We start from the raw sequence: 19,681 nt of genomic DNA, 5'->3' as shown, positions 1-19,681 counted from the left end.
TCTTGCTATCACATCCCTTAATTGCAGCGTGCAATTACCCTACTAATATTTTACAAGTTTTTACTGCCTAAAGGCAATTGTGGTTTCGTGTTTTTTGCTTTCTACAAACCGTCAAAATACCTGCAAATCATATAACTATTACACTCAAAGGTGTAATAGTTAAGCCATACTATTAAATAATTTTACCAATTGGCCTTCTCGAATGCTAGTACAATCAGGTATCAAGCTATTCCTAGCATTAAAATCCATTCGTTCTTTTCCTTCTCAAATTTTAAAAGTTACATCATGAAAAAAAACGCTTACACATTTACACAAAAAAGTCATTTTACCATAAGGGGCATATGTAAATTGCTATATAACCAATGGTTGATTGCTAGCTTACTAATAATAAGCTTAGCTAGCGGCTGTAAAAAAATAGACGAACAAACAGGCGTTACTGGCGTTTGTCCTATAGTTATTTCAACAAGTCCGATAAACAACGCTGCTGGTGTGAGTTTAAGCACTACGGTTAGTGCTACATTTAACGAAGCAATTAATACTGCATCGTTAAACGCAGTAACTTTTACACTACGCCAAGGCACTACACCAATTGCAGCAGTAATGGCTTACAATGGTGTAACGGCTACTTTAACCCCAACCAATAAATTAGCGCCAAACACACAGTATACCGCTACCATAACAATGGGTGTAAAAGACATGGCTAGTAATTCGCCACTTGCTGATTATGTATGGAATTTTACAACTGGCCCAGACCCTGCGCCAACTGTTACTTCTACAGATCCTTTAAACCTTGCCACTGGCGTTGCATTCAACAAAAAAATATCATTCAGTTTTAGTAAAGTCATGGATTCGGCTTCTGTTGTTACAAACTTTACATTAACCAATACGTCATTGGGTGGTACAACAGTTGCTGGCACCACAACATATACAACCAATACTGGGGTATTTACACCCGCAACAAGTTTAATACCGAATACTACTTATACTGCAACAATTACCAACGGCGCTAAAGATCCTTCAGGCATAAGACTAGCAAATAATTATATATGGAGCTTTACGACTGGCGCATTACCAGCTATTATTTCTCCCACAGTTATAGCTACCGATCCTACAAACTCGGCTACAGGGGTAGCTTTTAATAAAAAAGTGTCTGTAACATTTAACACTGTGATGGATGCAACTACCATATCAGCAACAACGTTTATACTAAACAATACCTCGGCTGGCGGAAGCGCAATTTCTGGCGCTGTAACTTATGCAGGTGCCATTGCAGTATTTACACCATTGGTTAATTTATTACCTAATACCACTTATACAGGTACTATTACAACAGGTACAAAAGATCTTGCTGGTAATCCTCTGTTGAACAATTACACTTGGAATTTTACTACAGGCGGGGCACCAGATATTATATCACCAATTGTAATAAACACTGATCCTACAAATTTTGCGACAGGTGTTGCATTAAACAAAACCGTTGCTGCTAACTTTAATAAAGTAATGGACGCAACTACTATTACGACTGCAACATTTACACTTGCTAATACCACGCTTGGCGGCACACCTGTTGTGGGTACCGTTTCTTACAGTGGAACAACGGCACTTTTTAATCCGATTGTAAATTTATTGCCAAGTACTACATATACTGCAACAATTACAATGGGTGCAAAAGACTTAGCAGGTAATTCAGTAGTGAATAATTACACTTGGAGTTTTACAACCGGCATTGTAGTAGATGCAATTCCACCTACCGTGATTACCACCGATCCCTTGAATTTAGCTACGAATGTTGCTTTAGATAAGAATATAACAGCAACTTTTAGTAAAGCAATCGACCCTACAACCATTAATACTAATACGTTTACTTTAAAACAAGGTGCCAATAGCATTACTGGTTTGGTAACTTATACAGGTATGGTTGCAACATTTAATCCATCGATTAATCTATTACCAAATACAGTTTACACCGCTACAATTACCAATAGTGTTAAAGATTTGGCAGGTAATACAATGGTAAGTAACTATGTATGGACATTTACTACCGCTGTTTTTGATATCGTACCACCTAAAGTTATTTCAACAGACCCTTTAAATAATACAACTGGTGTAGCTATAGATAAAAAAGTAACTGCCGCATTTAGTAAACCGATAGATCCGTTAACCATTAATACACTAACATTTACTTTAAAAAATGGTGCAATACCAGTTACAGGTAATGTAACATACGTAAGTACTACTGCAACATTTACACCTTCGGCTAACCTATTAGCAACAACGGTTTATACAGCAACAATTACAACAGGTGTTAAAGATGTGGCGGGCAATGCAATAGTTAGCAACTATGTGTGGCAGTTTACCACTGCACCTCAAGTTTTACCACCACCCAATTTAGGAAGTATGGCAATTTTTGGTGCGTTTGGTGGTAATGCAGGCGTAACTAATCAGGGTATTTTTACAGTAATTAATGGTAGTATCGGCAGCACAGCAGCATCGACATTAATAACTGGCTTTCATGATGGTACAACTGGTGATGTATATACTGAAACACCTTTAAATAAAGGTCTTGTTGCAGGTAGAATTTATACTGCACCACCCACACCCGGCAATGCAACATCTGCTGCCATAGCCACTCAAGCTTTAGCTGACGCAACAGTTACCTACAATAGTATTTCACCAGCTTCTAAACCAGGCGGAACAGATCCTGGTGCTGGAGAATTAGGCGGTTTAACATTGCAACCTGGTATTTATAAAGCGGCTGGCGGCACATTTAATATTACAAATGGCCCTTTGGTACTAGATGCTAAGGGCGATGCAAATGCAGTTTGGATATTTCAAACAGCGGCTGGCTTAACAGTTGGTACAGCAGGTCCTGCAGGTGCTAAAAGTGTGTTATTGATTAATGGTGGCCAAGCTAAAAATATATTCTGGTATGTAGGCAGTGCCGCAGTAATTAATGGTGCTGGCGGTGGAGTAATGACAGGTACCATTATTGCTAATTCTGGTATTACATTTTCTACAGCTGGTAATGTGGTACAAACCGTCTTAAATGGCCGAGCTATATCTCTGGTTTCATCAGTAACAATGGTTAACACAACCGTAAACGTACAATAGGTACTTCTTTAATACATATCCCAACTTAAAAGTTGGGATGTTTTTACAACTTCTTTCATTTTTAAAAAGAATTTTATGACACATATACATTTATCCACAAATAAGATACTAATAGTAATGCTATCTTTTTTATTAATTGGCTTTACTACCAATGCCCAAACCATTAAAAGAGTACAACCTTCTTGGTGGTTTGGCGAGTCGGGCGCTGCCAATTTTAATAATTATCGTGGCACTACCCAAATGCTAAACCAAAACTTATTAGTGCCTACGGCCTTCCATAAAGGCAGTAGTATAAAGCCATATGCATCTTTATTAGCAGAATATAGACCTGGTAAGATATTAGGCGGTATGCTTAATGTAGCTTTTGATAATCGCGGTGGCGCTTTTGATGCAGTAGTTGCACCTTGTAATTGTCCTGCCAATTTATCTACTAAACTTAGCTATATAACCATTGAACCAAGCTTAAGAATAGCGCCATTTGCAAGTGCATTTTATGTATTTGCTGGACCTACAATTGCTATCAATTTGTCTAAAGAATTTACCTATATGCAGGAAAAGCAAACAGAGATTCATGCTGACTTTAACGACATACGTAAAACAATGTTTGGCGCACAAGCAGGCTTAGGTGTAGACATTCCTTTATCTGCTAAAGCTAGCCCAACACAAATGACTTTATCACCATTTGCTTCTTTTCAGACAGATTTATTTGACCAACCACGTACTGTAGAAACTTGGGCAATTTATACTATAAGAGCAGGTATAGCATTAAAATTTGGCAGTAAAAAGGTGGCTGTATTAGCCCCTTTACCTGGTATATCTAAACCAGATACAATTACCAACACTGTTACCAATACTATTACGGTTAATAATAATACTATACAATTCTCAGTGCGAGCTCCGAAAGTGGTGCCTTTGAATCGCCGAGTAAAAGAAACCTTCCCTTTACGTAACTCTGTTTTTTTTGATATAAATTCAAGTAATATTCCTAATCGTTACGTTTATTTAACACCGTCGCAAGCTATTACATTTAAAGAATCGAATTTGCAAAATGCACAGCCAGAAAATTTAAACACAGGACGTTCAGCAAGACAACTAATGGTATATCACAATATTTTAAACATTATTGGCGACCGTTTACGCAACAGCACTCAAAGCACTATTATACTTGTAGGTTCTAGCGATAATAATCCGACTGAAGGCAAATTAATGGCTGAAAATGTGAAGGAATATTTGGTATCCAACTTTGGCATTAATAGCCCAAGAATTACAACTGAAGGTAGAGGCAAACCCATTATTCCATCTGAACAACCTGGGGCTACTAAAGATTTAGTATTGCTACGTGAAGGTGATAGGAGGGTTGATATAATGAGTAATTCACCTGAATTACTATTACAAGTAGGTGGCGAAAATTCAGACTTTTTTAAACCTGTTCAGATAAGTGCAGTGCAACAAGACCCTTTGGATAGTCATGTAATTTTAAGTGTAGATGGCGCAAGTGATCAATTAAAAGTATGGAGTGTGGATATTACAGATGAACAAGGTATAGAGCAACACTATGGTCCTTATATAACTGACCAAGCTTCGATTCCAGGTAAAACCATTTTAGGTAGCAACCAGCAAGGCAATTACAAAGTAGTGATGACTGGTGAAACAAAAACAGGTCAAATAATTATGAAAGAAAGCACAGTGAGTTTAATAAAAATGGATGATCCAAAACAAGAAGGCTTACGCTACAGCATCCTATTTGATTTTGATAAATACAAAACTATTGATAGCTATACTAAGTTTTTAACCGAAATAGTTACACCCCTAATTCCAGAAAATGGCACGGTTATCATTCATGGTCATACAGATATTATTGGTGATGAAAAATACAACCATACTTTATCTCATAATAGAGCCAATCAAACAAGACAAATTATTGAAAAAGCGTCAACAATAGGTGGCAAAAAGGGGATAACATTTGAAGTAATAGGTTATGGCAAAGATGCAAGCAGGTCGCCATTTGAAAATAATTTACCTGAAGAACGATTTTATAATAGAACCGTTATCATAGATATTATTCCTAGTAAGTAAGACCCAATGCTTATAAAAGTAAAACCTGAAGCACTTGTATTAGTTACAATTGTTTCAGTTTTTTTCGATATCTTTAATTTAACCAAAATGCGGCTTTATAAAACTTCTCTATATTATTGTTTATTTGCAAAAAATCAAATAATATACAATATGGAAGACAATCAACGCAACTTAGGCATTGGTACAAGACTACAACATACACAACTTGGGCCCGGTGTTATTGTAGGTATTCGCTACGCCACTTATCTTATTTCTTTTATTTATCATGGTGTAAAAGAGATAGATAAAACCGACACCAATTTAGATGAAATAATTGCAGAAAACGTAACGGCAGAAGTTGAAACCACTTCGGCAGTAGAAACATCCTTACTAAAAATATTGCGTCAATGGAGCGATATAACTGAATTGGTACAGCTTGGCGATAAATGGATAGGTGGCACCATGCTACTACAAGCCGTCGACAAAAACTTGAAGCCCAAAGAAATACCAATTGAAGACTTCTTTCACAAAATTGTAATGCTACGCGACCGCTTACGTGTACTAGAACAAAACATTAATAGCAATAAAAAACTAAGCGACGAAGAGAAGGTGAACATTCAGCAATATATTACCCGTTGCTATGGTAGCCTTACAACGTTTAATGTACTATTTAAAAACAAAGAACATTGGTTTGTAGGCGAGAAAAGTGGTGGTGAGTAATTACAGCTATTGCTTTCGCATTACGTATTAATAAAACAGTAGTCATTTGTAAAAAATAAAGCTGTCAACCATAGTAGACATTAGAAACTCGCGATAGAATAGCTTTCTACTGGAGTATAAAGTGTAAAACACCAAAGGGAACAGGTTTCTACTGCGGTAGAAAGGGCAAAACGCGAGAGGCAATTACTTTCTACTATGGTAGAAAGTGTATGAAACAAGTGTATTTGGGTTTTCTACTACCTAGTAAAGTTCTTTGTAAATCATTAGGTTTTTTCGGATAATATTTGCCCCATATAATATTAGTATTACTAGATAGGGTAACTAAGCAATGTAGCAGGTCACTAGAACTACGCCACAGTAGCAATTGCGACTATTACAAAATAAAAAATACCACTTAAAAAAAATTGAGCTTGTAATTGCTGCTGTATTCGAAACTGTTGTACTTTCCCTTTTAATTGTAGGTTATACACTTACTTCCCAATTTAACATTGCTTAATTATGACAAACTCCCGTCGCCAGTTTATTAAACAGGCTGCACTTGCCACCACAGGTGTAGCTCTTGCTAGCAAAAGCTTTAGTGCTAGTAGTTACAACAAAATTATCGGTGCCAACGACCGTGTAAGAGTTGGTGTGGTGGGCTTTAGCGATAGACATAGAAGTACACATATGCCTTGCTTTATGAACCACTATAAAGAACTGAATTTTGACATCGTAGCGGTATCTGATATTTGGAAACAACGCAGAGAACAAGGGGCTGCGATGTGGAAGGAAAAGATGCAACACGATATAGTGGCCTGCCGTAACAATGAAGAAATGTACAATAGCAAGCTGGTAGATGCAGTGTTTATAAGCACAGCCGATTTTCAACATGCCATACATGCTGCAGAAGCTGTAAAAGCTGGCTGCGATGCTTATGTAGAAAAGCCTTTTGCAGAAACAATGGAAGACAACAGAATGGCTTATAAAGTGATAAAAGCAAGCGATAGAATTGTACAAATAGGTTCGCAACGCAGAAGTGGTAGCAATTACAAAGCGGCTGAAACCTTTATTAAGTCGGGTAAGTTTGGACCAATAACCATGGTAGAATTATCTTGGAACGTGAACCAACCTGGCCGCTGGCGCAGACCAGCTTTACTGAATACATTAAAAGAAGAAGATACCGATTGGAAGCGTTTTTTATTAAACCGCCCTTACGAGAATTTTGATGCGAGAAAATATTTGGAATACCGTTTGTTTTGGCCGTATTCATCTGGCTTGCCAGGGCAATGGATGAGCCACCAAATAGATACCGTACATTGGTTTAGCGGCTTGCAACATCCGCGGAGTGTAGTGGCAAACGGTGGTATTTATGCTTGGCACGATGGGCGTAAAAACTGGGATACCATAACTGCTGTATTTGACTATGGTCCTGCCAATGATATGACTACTGGCTTTCAGGTAAATTTCTCATCTCGCATGCACAACGGCGATGAAAAACCTGCTGAAATTTATTATAGCAATGGTGGCGAACTAAACCTAATTACCAACCAAGTATCACCAAGAGGTGGGCTTACAAAAAAGTTTGCTGACGAAATGAAAATGCAAGCGAATTTGCTCCCTGAACTAAGTTTATCGGAAGTGGAACCTGTAATCGCCTCTGCCAATACAGGTGGTGATAAACTTACTTCTAACCATATACGTAACTGGATGGAATGTATCCGTAGTAGACAACAACCCAATGCACCTGTAGAAGCTGGTTATAGCCATTCAATTGCTACCATTATGACCAACGCAGCAGTACACACCGGCCAAAAAGTTACGTTTGACGAAAAGACACAAGAAGTAATGGCTGGCGGCAAACCTTTTAAATATTAACCCCCGTTATTAATGATTTGTAATTGCTTAATGAATCTATAATAAATAGCATGATTAAAAAATATCTGAGTACTATACTTTTATCAGGGATGCTATTAACACAATTGCTTGCACAGCAGATGAAGACTGTATCCGTTATCAAAGTACCTAATGAAAACAAGATTAACATCACCATTGGTAATACATTTTTTACAAGCTTTTTGTACCCAGATAGTTTAGAAAAGCCTGTATTATACCCTATTGAAACAGTGGAAGGAACCTTAGTTACAAGAGGCTTTCCATTAAATCCCAAACCTAATGATCCAACAGACCATCCTCACCACATAGGGCTTTGGTTTAATTACGAAAATGTAAATGGGCTTGATTTTTGGAACAACTCTTATGCCATACCCGCCAATAAAAAAAGCGCTTATGGTTGGGTAAAAACTGATAAGATTCTAGAAACAAAAAGTGGCGAAAAGGGACTATTACGTTATCATGCCAATTGGAACAATCAGCAAAATGAAACTTTACTTGAAGAAACTACAACGTATGAGTTTAGTGAAGTAGGTCATAAACGTATAATAGATAGAGTAACTACTTTACGTGCCAATACCGACGTGACTTTTAGTGATGCAAAAGATGGCTTATTAGGTCTGCGATTGGCACACGAACTGCAAATACCAACTGATAAAGACCAAAAATTTACAGACGATAAAGGCATTGTAACCATTGTAAAAGGTGGTACAGATAAAATGGCAAATGGGAACTATGTGACTAGTGAAGGCAAGGTAGGCGACTCAGCATGGAGCACTCGTGCTAGCTGGTGTAAGGTATTTGGCAAAATGAATAATGACTCTGTAAGCATAGTAATTATTGACCATCCTAAAAACCCCAACTACCCTACTTTCTGGCATGCAAGAGGCTATGGCTTATTTGCGGCAAACCCTTTAGGCGAAAAGATTTTTACTAATGGCAAATCGGCTAAAAACTTAAAATTAGCAAAAGGCGAAACTGTAACGTTTCGCTACCGTGTTGTGATTGATGAAGGAAAAAATTCTATCTCAGAACAGCAGATAGCAAAGTTTATGAATGCTTTTGTGAAGTAGTTTTTTTCTCGCAGATGTCACTGATTTGCACAGATTGAAAATCAAAATCGAATCTGCGTGAATCAGCGACATCTGCGAGAGCATTTATTTCATCGTTTTATTAGATTTCCATTTAATAGCATGATACACTGCTTTTGTAGTGCCTACATTTTTAATGCTATGCAACGTATTTGCCGACTGAAAAACCACTGAACCTGGGCCTACAATTTTTAATTCACCATTTACCAATACTTCTAAAGTACCTTCTTTTACAATGGTTAATTCTTCTTCAGGATGCTGGTGTGGTGCATGAGCTAATTCACCAGGATTGAGCGTTGTAACATGGCATTCTAAATTATCCAATGTACTTGTAGGTGCATCAAAGAATTGGCGCTTCTCGCCTACTTTGGTTGCCACAACTTTAACGCTATCCCAATTAAATGCAGTAGATGGCATATTGGCTTTTACCTGCTGTTGATGTGCAATAATGGCCATTGGCACACACATAATAGCAGCAGTACAAATAGCTACTATAATATCTCTTTTTTTCATCGTTTATTTATTTCAATTTTTAATAAATAGGGTCTGGTAAAGCTAGTTTTGCAGGATTATAAACAGCAACAGCCACACGAGAATCTGCGCAACCATAATACAAAAACCATTTATGATGAAAGTAAGCCATCCCTTCAATAAATACGGTACCATTAACATATTGTCCACTTTTTTCAAATGTTTCTCTTGGACGTAAAAAAGGCACATCTAAGCGTGTAATAAATGCTGTTGGATCATCATTTTGAAACAATGCTTGCCCTGCACAATATGAATTTTCATTAAACCGTCTATCGCCATCAACCCCACTTTTATTTTTACCATTATATAGTAATACGATCCCTTTACTAGTTAATATAGCTGGCGGACCGCACTCCGTTAACTCACTATCGAAGTAGCCTTTTCTTGGCGACATGAGTTCTTTTAACGTACCATCTGCATTTAACAAAGGCTGCCAATCTACTAAATTGGTGGAAATAGCCGCATACACATGTAATTCTCCCCAATACATCCAATATTTACCCTTAATTTTTGCAATCACTTGCTTATTATTTACAAGCTGGGTTACAATGGAAGCAGACTTATGTGGGATGTTTAGAAATTTACCATTGTAGGCGTCTTCAAAAATAGGTCCGTGTTTGGTCCAATGTTTTAAATCTTTAGAAGTAGCCACTCCTAATCTTGGCACATCTCGGTTCCATTGTGTGTAAAAAACCACATAAGTACCATTGCTTGTTACTGCAAGTCTTGGGTCTTCGCAGCCACCTGGCCACTCATATTGTTTTTGGCTATCATTAGCGGGGTACAAAACTGGTGTTTTGCTACGCTGAAAATGAAGCCCATCGCTACTTTCAGCATAACCAAGGCGTGATGTACGAAAACCAATACCGATACCCGATTTGTCTTCAGCACGGTACAACAACACGACTTTGCCATTAATAACCACAGCTGCAGGATTGAAGGTATCGTTAGATTCCCATCCAATATTTTTACCTAAAAGAGAATCATAAAAAAGAGAGGTTGCTTTAGGCGAAATGACTGGATTAATAGTACTCTTTGGCCTTACAAAACCACCAAAAGCCCAGTTTGGCAATCGGTTGATAGAATCTTGCTGTGCGGCGCCACAAAAGCTTAAGCCTATTAAACATAAAAATATATTCACGAAAACGATAGTTCTCATTGGCATATGGCAATTTTTGAAAAGCAAAGTACAATTGTTTATTTTAAAATGCTTGAATAGAAGTAATTTAAAAAAATAATATACAAACAAACGCCCCACAATTTCTGTGAGGCGTTTGCTATTTTAAATATTTAATCCAATTATTCAACTACAATTTTTTCAGTGGATTGAGCTTTATCTGACACAATTTTTAACATATAAATACCTTTTGTACAACCCTTCAAAGGCACATTTATTTGCTGACCCGCCATCGTAGTATTCAATTTATTTTGGTAGATGATTTTGCCAGAAATATCCATTAGTTCTAGTTGTATTTTGCCTACATCACCTTTTAAATGTAATGCAGTGCTGCTTTCAGCCTTGCTTAATGTAGGATATACTTGCCATGGCGCAGTTTCATTAGCGTTCACAGTAATACTTTGTACACTAGAATAGGAATGTTTACCATCTTTATCTACTTGTTGAATACGATAATATACCGTACCGCTGGCGGGTTGTTTATCTACAAAACTATAACTAGTAGTCGTTTGCGTATTACTGTTTAAAGACGCTACCGAACCGATACTTACAAAGTTTACACCATCTGTGCTGCGTTCTACTTCATAACGGTCGTTATTTATTTCATTAGCAACGTTCCATTGTAGGTTCACAGCATTGTTATAACCTTTTTGAGCTGTAAAACTTATCCAAGTAACAGGCAAAATAGTGGTGTAAGCATCTTTACTTGTAAACACATAATATTCGCCAGGTTGCATCGATGACATTACATAACCATAACTAGTTACATTTATTGGTGCGGAAGATGGATTTAGGTAATTGTACCATGTACCATTGCTAGGGAAATTTACTACGGCAAATTGGGAAGAAACGTCAAAATTACCAACAGCTACTACGCTTAAGTTTGGATCGTATACTTTTATTTGTTTTACCAAACTAGTTAAGTTATAATTATTTGCTATTACACCAGTTGTAAATGTAGAACTATACTGCGAAGCATTACGTAGTGTAAAGAGTTTAGAGTACACATCAAACAGGGCTTTTCTATCTGTATTTTGAAGAAAATCCCATCTTACTGGCTTGGGATCTGTTCTACAATTGTTGTTAGTAGTTAAATCGGCACAAGTATTAATAGAATAATCGTAACCTAGCTCACCAAATTGCCACATCATCTTTGGACCAGGAATCATAGACCAAATAGCTGCTGCCATGGCATTACGTTTGGTAGCTGTACTAAACGTTTTAGAACTATATCCTGTACCTGTATTGGTATTACCATATTGTGTATTTTGGTACATTAGACGTTCCTCATCATGGCTTTCTTGATACGCTACCAAATTATTTTGGCTCCAGCCTTTATTAACTGCAATGGTATTACTTAAATCTGAGCCACTGCTATAGCCCATTGTAGCTTGCTCGTAACCATAAGCCATATTACCCCAAAGCATCATGCCATAATTTGCTAAAACGGTTTCTTCGCTATTATCGGCAAAATGTTCTAAGATACAATATGAATTAGGTGAAACTGATTGCATTTTATCGTAGATACGCATCCAAATATTGATTCTACTTTGATCGTAATTACCCCACAAAGCAACATTACTACCAGAATTGGTTTGAGTAAAGCCTTTAGATAAATCCCACCTAAAGCCATCAATTTTATAATTGGTTAACCAATGAGTAACCACCGCATCTACTACAGCTTTAGTATCAGCACTTTCATGATTAAAATCGTAACCCACATTATAAGGGTGGGTGGCGATAGGATTAAACCAAGGACTATTAGCCGCTGGCCTGCTATTAACAGCATCCCAATACATTTGTACAAGTGGACATTGACCAAAAGCGTGGTTCATGGCTATATCCATAATTACTGCAATACCATTAGCATGGCAAGCGTCTATAAATTGTTTAAATGCCACATCTGTTCCATAAGCCTTATCTGGTGCAAAAAAGAAACTAGGATTGTATCCCCAGCTATTATTACCCTCAAACTCTATTATTGGCATTAATTCAATTGCATTAATACCAAGGCGCTTTAAGTAAGGTATGGAGTCTTGCGTTGTTTTCCAATTTTGATTTGCTGTAAAGTCTCGCACCAGTAATTCGTAAATCATCAAATTACGTTTATCTGGCCTTGAAAAATTGGTTACTTGCCAGTTATAGGCAGGTTTTGCAGTTTGCAAAATGCCAACAATACCGCTTGTTTTACCTACAGGATAAGGTTTTAAATTAGGGTAAGTGGTTGATGGAATGTATTGGTCGTTGAAGGGATCTAATATTTTTTCGACAGTATAGTCGGCTACCGTTAAGTTACCATCAATTACATATTGAAACCCATATTCCACTTGCGGTGTAAGACCAGTTAGTTTAATCCAGTATCGTTTACTGTCTGGTGTTATATTCATTTGGTATTGCGCAGTTTGCTGCCAATTGTTAAAATCACCTATTACAAAAACATTACTTTTATTAGGTGCATATAATACCAAAGTAGCTGTTGTATTATCGTTAGGATCGTAGTTAATTCCATCTTTTAAGCCACTTGGAAGAGCAGCAACAGTGTTTGGGGCTGCTACTACAAAGCTCAAAGTGTCTGATTTTGTAGTTTGACCCAAAGTTGCTTTAGCAACAATTTGCTGGTTGCCAACTGCTGCAATATTTGTATTAAAACTTACAGTAGTAGCATTGTTGGCAGTAGTTAGTAGATTACCATTAAAATATAAAGCCAAAGTTGAAGCTTGGCTGGCATTGGCAGTAATACTTAATGGATCGCCCACAATTTTAGTAATGGGTTCAATTACTGGGGTATATAAAGGTTGACTAGGAGGGGCATCTAATCTAACATTCAAACTAGCATCATATACATTAATATACATATCAGATCCATCAGCGTTGGCTAATTTTTTTGAGCCATTACCAGAACGGAACAATATAGCAATTTTTTTAATAGTTTCAGTAGGATCGGTAATACCAAAAAAGCTTCTTAAGCTTGTGCTAATAGTGAAAGTCCATTTATTATTTCCTATATAAGCACAATTTGCAGCAGAATAGGTTGTTGTAAAAGATGTAAATGGTAAATACTTCCAATCGCTAGACGAGGTACTTTTAGTAGTAATGGCGCCAATATGCACATAAACGTCACTGGTAGGTATGTAATCTTTTAAACCTTGATTTCCTTTTGTGGCATCAGCAGTAATGACAATAGACGATGTCGTTTCCTGAATAAAACTTGGTGAAGAACTTAATAGCTGGGCTTTTGCAAATCCTACTATTAACAATAAAATAAGTGTAAATACTTTTTTCATTTGGCGATAATTTAACTTTTTGTGTAGTAAATACACATTAAAGAGTTTGAACAAAATTTGTGTATTTTTTACACATTACCAAAAAATAATGCAACCCTTTGAAAAAAAGTTTTGAAGCAGTTTATTTCCCAATACAAAACTTACTGAAAATAAAATCTAGCTGATCATCATTTGTAATCTCACCCGTAATTAGACCCAAATAATGTAAGCTTTGGCGAATGTCTAATGCTAATAAGTCGCCTGAAATTTGATGGTTCAATCCATCCCGAATATCATTTAGCGAAGTAGCTAACTGTTGCAAGGCTTCATGATGCCTTGCATTTGTAATGATTGTTGCTTCAGTATTAATATTACCGCCAACAGCTATTTCAACTAGCTTTTTTTTGAGATAGTCAATATTAATGTGGTCTTTCGCAGAAATAAATAGGACATTGCCAAAGGCATTAAATTGAATTTGTAAGTTATCAGTTGCTGCATCGATTTTATTACCTACCAATAGATATTGCAAAGCTTCTTTTTGAAAATCATTTACTACAGCTTGTAACTCAGTAGTGGTAGTATTATGTACGTCAAATAGGTACACGACTAAGTTAGCAGAACGCATTTTTTCAAAACTTTTTTCCACACCAATGCTTTCAATAACATCGGTAGTATGTAGTCTTATTCCTGCAGTATCTATTAGTCTAAACAGAACGCCTTCAATATTTAAAACCTCCTCTATAGTATCTCTTGTAGTACCTGCAATATCGCTTACTATGGCTCTATTTTCATTTAGAAGCGTGTTAAGCAAGGTAGATTTACCAGCGTTTGGCTTGCCAATAATAGCTACCTGAACACCATTTTTTATTACATTACCAAGCTTAAAAGAATGTAGCAAGCTATTGGTTGAAGTAATTAATTCACTTATTAAATCCGAAAGTGCCGATCTATCCGCAAATTCAACATCTTCTTGTGCAAAATCCAGTTCTAATTCTATCATTGCGGAAAAACGAATTAATTGTTCACGCAAGACACTCAATGACGATGAAAAGCCCCCACGCATATTATTGATGGCGGCGTTTCTACTGGCTTCGGTATTACTGGCTATCAAGTCCGCAACGGCTTCTGCTTGGGTTAAATCGAGTTTGCCATTTAAAAATGCTCTTTGCGTAAACTCACCCGGCTTTGCTATTCGGCAGCCTTTTTTTACCAATGTATTAATTATTTTTTCCTGAATAAATGGTGAGCCATGACAACTAATTTCTACTACGTCTTCGCCAGTGTATGATTTCGGGTTTTTAAAAATTGCTAACACTACCTCATCTAGTACCTCAACTGCATCTTTTAGCAAACCAACTAATATGGTATGGGATGGTTGTATCGATATTTTTTTTGAAGTGAATAATTCGTCTAAAATACAAAATACTTTGCTACCACTTACACGAATAACACCTATTGCACCAACACCTGGTGGTGTTGCAAGTGCCACTATTGTATCATCCCAACCACTCAATTTTCCCCGCATATTGTCTATTTTAGTACGAAAATAATCAGATTGAAGCTGTCTAAACACAAAAACCCCTGCTAGTTAGCAAAGGTCTTCTGTTAAAATAGAATTATTATCCATTATTGTCTACTAAAAAAGTTACCTGCTGTTTTGCACGATAAGCTACTTTTCTACCGTTTTGAATAGCAGGTTGCCATTTAGGACATTTTTTTATTATTTTTATTGCTTCTGCTTCTGTACCAAAACCTGGTGAGTTTTCAGCTTTTACATCGCTTACATTACCCTCCTTATCTACAATAAAAGATACCATTACGGTGTATTTACCTTCTTGAGCCCCATTCTCCGCTGGCAAACTAGCATTTAAATTTCTTTCAAGATATTTTTTCCATGCATCAAACCCACCTGGAAATTGTGCAGGTATTTCAACCGTATTAAATATTTCGGTATAATCAGTATTATCAACTTTTAATTTTCCTTCACCACTACCAATGCTTGAATTATCAACAGGTACACTCATAATATCGTCACCACCTTTTTCGCCATCATGCCCAGAAGGCCCAATTTTTAAATTTTCTGTTGCATCAACTGGTTTAACTTCATTTGTTTTATCTACTTCTTTATCTGGCGCTATTACAGGAATATTAACTGCAACTTGTTCAAACTGTTTTTGTGGTTGAGGCTTTGGTTGATCTTTAGGAATTTCAGGCTCTTCTTTCTTTGGGTCTTTATAGTTATCCAAGCTCACTTCAATGGTATTTTGTGGCATATTATTACCTTTTTTACTGTTGGCAAATATTGACCCCATAGTAAATAATAGGCAAATACCTAAAGTACCTACTAATGCTTTCACCAAGCGCTTATTGTAATTTTTACGTAAGTCATAAGCGCCATAATCTTTGTTTCTACCTTCAAACAAGATGTCTAAAATGTTAGCGTTCGAAATGTTTTGTGTGTTCATAATAATAAGTTTTTGAATGAGATACACAAAGCAAATTCTTCCATAAAAAAAATAAAAAAATTACAAAGGGTAGTTACAATACAATAATAGCAAGGCTTTCAACGAAATAGTAGTAAGTATAAAAACAAAAAATGCCCCTCATAAATGAGAGGCATTTAAATAGATATGCAGAAAATAAACTAATTATTCTTCACTTACTTGGAAGGTAATAGCTTGTCTTTTACGGCTAGTAACTTTACGGCCGTTTTGAACAGCAGGTGTCCATTTCGGTCCTTTTTTAATAACTTTAATAGCCTCATCTTTTGTGCCATAACCTGGGTCTGTATCAGCAGCTACATCGCTAATATTTCCTTCTTTATCCACGATAAAACTCACCATAACAGTGTATTTGCCTGGAGGTGCACCATTAGAACTAGGTACATCAGCATTCAAGTTTCTGCTTAGGTATTTAGCCCAAGCCGCAGCACCACCTGGAAATTCAGATTCGATTTGTACGGTTGTAAATACTTTATCGTAATCCTCTTCTACTTTAGGAGCTTCGACAACACCAGTACCTTTACTTTCAACAACTGGGGCAACAATACCCTCGTCCTTTGTACCTTCTTGGTTAATGGTACCAATTTTGGTGTCAGCCAACTTCTCTTGTTCTGGAGGTGGTTCTTTAACTTCCTCGTCCTTCACAATTTTAGGAGGCGTAAATTTAGTAATTTCCACTTTGGGTGGATCTTGTTTTGGTGGTGGAGGCGGCGGAGGAATCTCTGGCTTTTTCTCCTCCTTTTTCATGTCCTCCAACGATACGTCTTGCACTATAATTTGATTCTTACTTTCTTTTTTAAAAGAATTAGCAAGAATAGAACCTACAAACAGTAGCAAGCACAAAGCTAAAGTGCCTAATAAGGCGTAAGTTATACGCTTATTGTAGGTTTTGCGAAGATCGTAAGCACCATATTCCTTATATCTACCATCAAAGATGATATCAAGGACATCTGCCGACATAATTTTGTTTATATCCATCTTGGTGTCTTTTATAATAAGATTCAATTAGTGGAAAATTCCACAAATTTTATTTTCCTGGTTGAGGTGCACTATTAGCTTCGGTTACTTTAATCAGTTGATTTTCACCTTCTGAAATATCTACTAGTGCATACCTTTTTACCACGTTAATTGACATCTCGTCTAGAATATCGATAACGTTTCTATAGTTACTTTCCTCGTTTGGCTTAAGGATTACAACAAAATCCTTTTCGTCAGTACGTCTCTTTTTATCTATAATTACATTACGGATATCCTTAAAACTAGATGACTTAAAGTTAGCACCAGCAGGATCTAATTGACCTTCATAGTAAAAAACGTTATTATCTTTACCCAACATCACCGTAAGTACTGCCGATTCTTTAGCCTTTGTTTGATCTTCGGGCTTATCAGCATCTTTTGGTAGGTTCAACTTCATGGCCGTTGGCTGGCTCATGGTTGTTGTAAAGATGAAAAACGTAATTAAAAGAAAACCTAGATCTACCATTGGTGTCAAGTCAACTCTCGTTGATAACTTTTTACCTTTTTTAACCCCTGGGCCTTTCTTATGGCCACCACCGGAGGTATCCATTTCTGCCATGGTAGTAAAATTTTAATTTTTACGCAATATTGTTTACTAAAGTTACCTTATTCAGGTTTGGATGAACCACCTTTCTTTTGTGCATCAATCCACAAGTCTGTTCCTTGAGGAACACTTTCTGGATTGGTTATCATTTGAAACTTCAAGAAATCGTTTTTCTTGAACGCATCGATGACATTTTTGAAAGCTGGATACTTAGCGTTATTATCACCTTTTAATAGAAGCGCTTTCATTTGAGAGCCTTGATATGCGTTGTAAACCAACTGCATCCATTCGACCATCTCATTATTAGTACTGTCTTTACAAGGTATACCTGGTAAAAGCGCACCTTGTCTTTTTTCTTTAGGCAACGCCAAAAATTGTGGCAATTGACTGAAAGATGTACCAAAAAATTCAGCTTCTTTAAAGGCTTTAACATCGATACCAAGATGTTTAGAGCTATTCAACGCGTTTGCGATAGCTTCTTTTTTACTTACATCGTCCATTGAAAGAAATACTTTTCCGTCTTTGTCGATAGTTACCAACACAAAGTCTTTATCTGGTGCAACTTTAGAAGCAACAGAACTTGGTGTTGTAACAGTAATGGCTTCTGATGCTTTAAACTTTGTTGTTAAGATGAAAAAACTTAACAATAAGAAAGCAACATCACACATCGCTGTCATGTCAATCGAAGTACTCTTTCGTGGAAGTTTGGGCCTTGACATTTTTTATAGTATTAAATGGTTTCGCAAATAGAGATTCAAAACTTTGTTTTTTCCATACAAATAATCAAAAAGATTATTTATAGTTAGCAGCAAAGCTTTGTGTAAGTGTGAAGCCAGATTCATCAATACCATAAGTAATCGCATCGATACGTGTAGTAAATACGTTATACATAATAATAGCGATAGCTGAAGTACCAATACCTAAAGCTGTATTATATAAGGCTTCAGAGATACCTTGAGATAATTTTTGAGCAGCTTCACCACCACCGCTGTCACCTAATGCAGAGAAAGATTTGATCATACCTAATACGGTACCTAACAAACCTAATAAAGTAGCAACAGAAGCAATCGTAGATAAGAATACCAAGTTTTTCTCTAACATAGGTAATTCTAATGCAGTAGCTTCTTCTACTTCTTTTTGAATATTCAATACTTTTTGTTCAGTAGTTAATTCAGTATTGGTGATCATTTCTTTGTATTTACGTAAACCACCTTTCATTACATTACCTACAGAACCTTTTTGTTTGTCGCACTCAGCAATTGCTTTGTCAACTTCTTTGTTAGCTAAATGAAATTGTACTTTGCGGATAAATTCAGCATTGTTACCAGTACCAGCAGCTTTAACTACTGTTAATAATCTTTCAATTACAAACGTTAATACAGTTAGAAAACAACCGATAAGGATAGGTACGATAATACCACCTAAATACATACGAGGCAAACCACCTTTAGGACCATCATGATCAGGCCAAAACCAATGGCTAGCGTCTTGATCGGGTTTTGTGAAATTACCTGGGTTACCAATTAGGAAACGCCAAATGATGTAACCTGCAATGATACAAAACAGGGGAGCAAATGTTGCAATAGAGTTACCGCCTTTTTTTGGTTGTACAGACGTTGCACTTTTTACGGCAGCTGTTGCAGCTGGTTTAATGTCAGCCATGATTCAATTGATTTTTGGTTAAAAAAATTACAGTTGTTAAAAATTTTAATTCCGCAATGCTACTAAAAAAACTTTTGAAAAAACAAAACATTTATTTAGTTGAATTTTAGAAAGGGGATAGCAAATTAGGTATTTTATTC

At 36.6% G+C, this 19,681-nt stretch carries 14 protein-coding genes; 5 read left to right on the top strand and 9 right to left on the bottom strand.

The features are described 5' to 3' along the window. Positions 1-285: 285 nt before the first annotated feature. The 5 genes from ACFOW1_RS05045 to ACFOW1_RS05025 all read left to right on the top strand — a co-directional run bounded on the left by ACFOW1_RS05045 (position 286) and on the right by ACFOW1_RS05025 (position 8,828). Positions 286-3,111, top strand: a complete 2,826-nt coding sequence (locus ACFOW1_RS05045) for an Ig-like domain-containing protein (RefSeq protein WP_379012631.1) — start codon at positions 286-288, stop codon at positions 3,109-3,111. Positions 3,112-3,186: 75 nt separating this feature from the next. Beyond that, a complete protein-coding gene (locus ACFOW1_RS05040) occupies positions 3,187-5,187 on the top strand; it encodes an OmpA family protein (RefSeq protein WP_379012630.1) in 2,001 nt (666 codons plus the stop codon). 150 nt (positions 5,188-5,337) lie between these two features. Next, positions 5,338-5,886 (top strand): hypothetical protein, encoded by a 549-nt coding sequence (locus ACFOW1_RS05035; RefSeq protein WP_379012629.1) that lies wholly within the window; start codon positions 5,338-5,340, stop codon positions 5,884-5,886. Positions 5,887-6,384: 498 nt separating this feature from the next. Continuing rightward, positions 6,385-7,740 carry a Gfo/Idh/MocA family protein gene (locus tag ACFOW1_RS05030; RefSeq protein ID WP_379012628.1) on the top strand — a complete coding sequence of 452 codons (1,356 nt, stop codon included), beginning with the start codon at positions 6,385-6,387 and terminating at the stop codon, positions 7,738-7,740. Positions 7,741-7,790: 50 nt separating this feature from the next. Further along, a complete protein-coding gene (locus ACFOW1_RS05025; RefSeq protein WP_379012627.1) occupies positions 7,791-8,828 on the top strand; it encodes a DUF6807 domain-containing protein in 1,038 nt (345 codons plus the stop codon). 84 nt (positions 8,829-8,912) lie between these two features. Here the strand turns inward: ACFOW1_RS05025 and ACFOW1_RS05020 are convergent, their stop codons facing one another. From ACFOW1_RS05020 to ACFOW1_RS04980, 9 genes are all read right to left on the bottom strand, one after another. Next, the gene (locus tag ACFOW1_RS05020) at positions 8,913-9,359 is read right to left on the bottom strand and encodes a cupin domain-containing protein (protein ID WP_379012626.1); all 447 of its coding nucleotides are present in this window, start codon (positions 9,357-9,359) and stop codon (positions 8,913-8,915) included. Between the two features lie 19 nt (positions 9,360-9,378). Next, on the bottom strand, positions 9,379-10,536 hold the full coding sequence (locus ACFOW1_RS05015) for a glycoside hydrolase family 130 protein (RefSeq protein WP_379012625.1): 1,158 nt from the start codon (positions 10,534-10,536) through the stop codon (positions 9,379-9,381). Positions 10,537-10,676: 140 nt separating this feature from the next. After that, entirely contained in the window at positions 10,677-13,838 is a 3,162-nt protein-coding gene (locus ACFOW1_RS05010) for an alpha-amylase family glycosyl hydrolase (protein ID WP_379012624.1), read from the bottom strand. 121 nt (positions 13,839-13,959) lie between these two features. Then, entirely contained in the window at positions 13,960-15,342 is a 1,383-nt protein-coding gene (gene mnmE, locus ACFOW1_RS05005; protein ID WP_379012623.1) for a tRNA uridine-5-carboxymethylaminomethyl(34) synthesis GTPase MnmE, read from the bottom strand. Between the two features lie 94 nt (positions 15,343-15,436). Continuing rightward, positions 15,437-16,282, bottom strand: coding sequence for an energy transducer TonB (locus ACFOW1_RS05000; RefSeq protein WP_379012622.1), 846 nt, complete (start codon positions 16,280-16,282; stop codon positions 15,437-15,439). A 183-nt stretch (positions 16,283-16,465) separates the two neighbouring features. Next, positions 16,466-17,296 (bottom strand): energy transducer TonB, encoded by an 831-nt coding sequence (locus ACFOW1_RS04995; protein ID WP_379012621.1) that lies wholly within the window; start codon positions 17,294-17,296, stop codon positions 16,466-16,468. A 49-nt stretch (positions 17,297-17,345) separates the two neighbouring features. Continuing rightward, positions 17,346-17,894 carry an ExbD/TolR family protein gene (locus ACFOW1_RS04990; protein ID WP_379012620.1) on the bottom strand — a complete coding sequence of 183 codons (549 nt, stop codon included), beginning with the start codon at positions 17,892-17,894 and terminating at the stop codon, positions 17,346-17,348. A gap of 47 nt (positions 17,895-17,941) precedes the next feature. After that, positions 17,942-18,598: an ExbD/TolR family protein gene (locus ACFOW1_RS04985; RefSeq protein ID WP_379012619.1), complete on the bottom strand. Its 657-nt coding sequence runs from the start codon at positions 18,596-18,598 to the stop codon at positions 17,942-17,944. A gap of 73 nt (positions 18,599-18,671) precedes the next feature. Continuing rightward, positions 18,672-19,541 carry a MotA/TolQ/ExbB proton channel family protein gene (locus ACFOW1_RS04980; protein WP_379012618.1) on the bottom strand — a complete coding sequence of 290 codons (870 nt, stop codon included), beginning with the start codon at positions 19,539-19,541 and terminating at the stop codon, positions 18,672-18,674. Between the last annotated feature and the right edge of the window lie 140 nt (positions 19,542-19,681).

This window comes from Parasediminibacterium paludis, from assembly GCF_042651445.1.
In the GTDB taxonomy this organism is placed as follows: domain Bacteria; phylum Bacteroidota; class Bacteroidia; order Chitinophagales; family Chitinophagaceae; genus Parasediminibacterium; species Parasediminibacterium paludis.
This window is presented reverse-complemented; position numbering and strand designations above follow the sequence as displayed.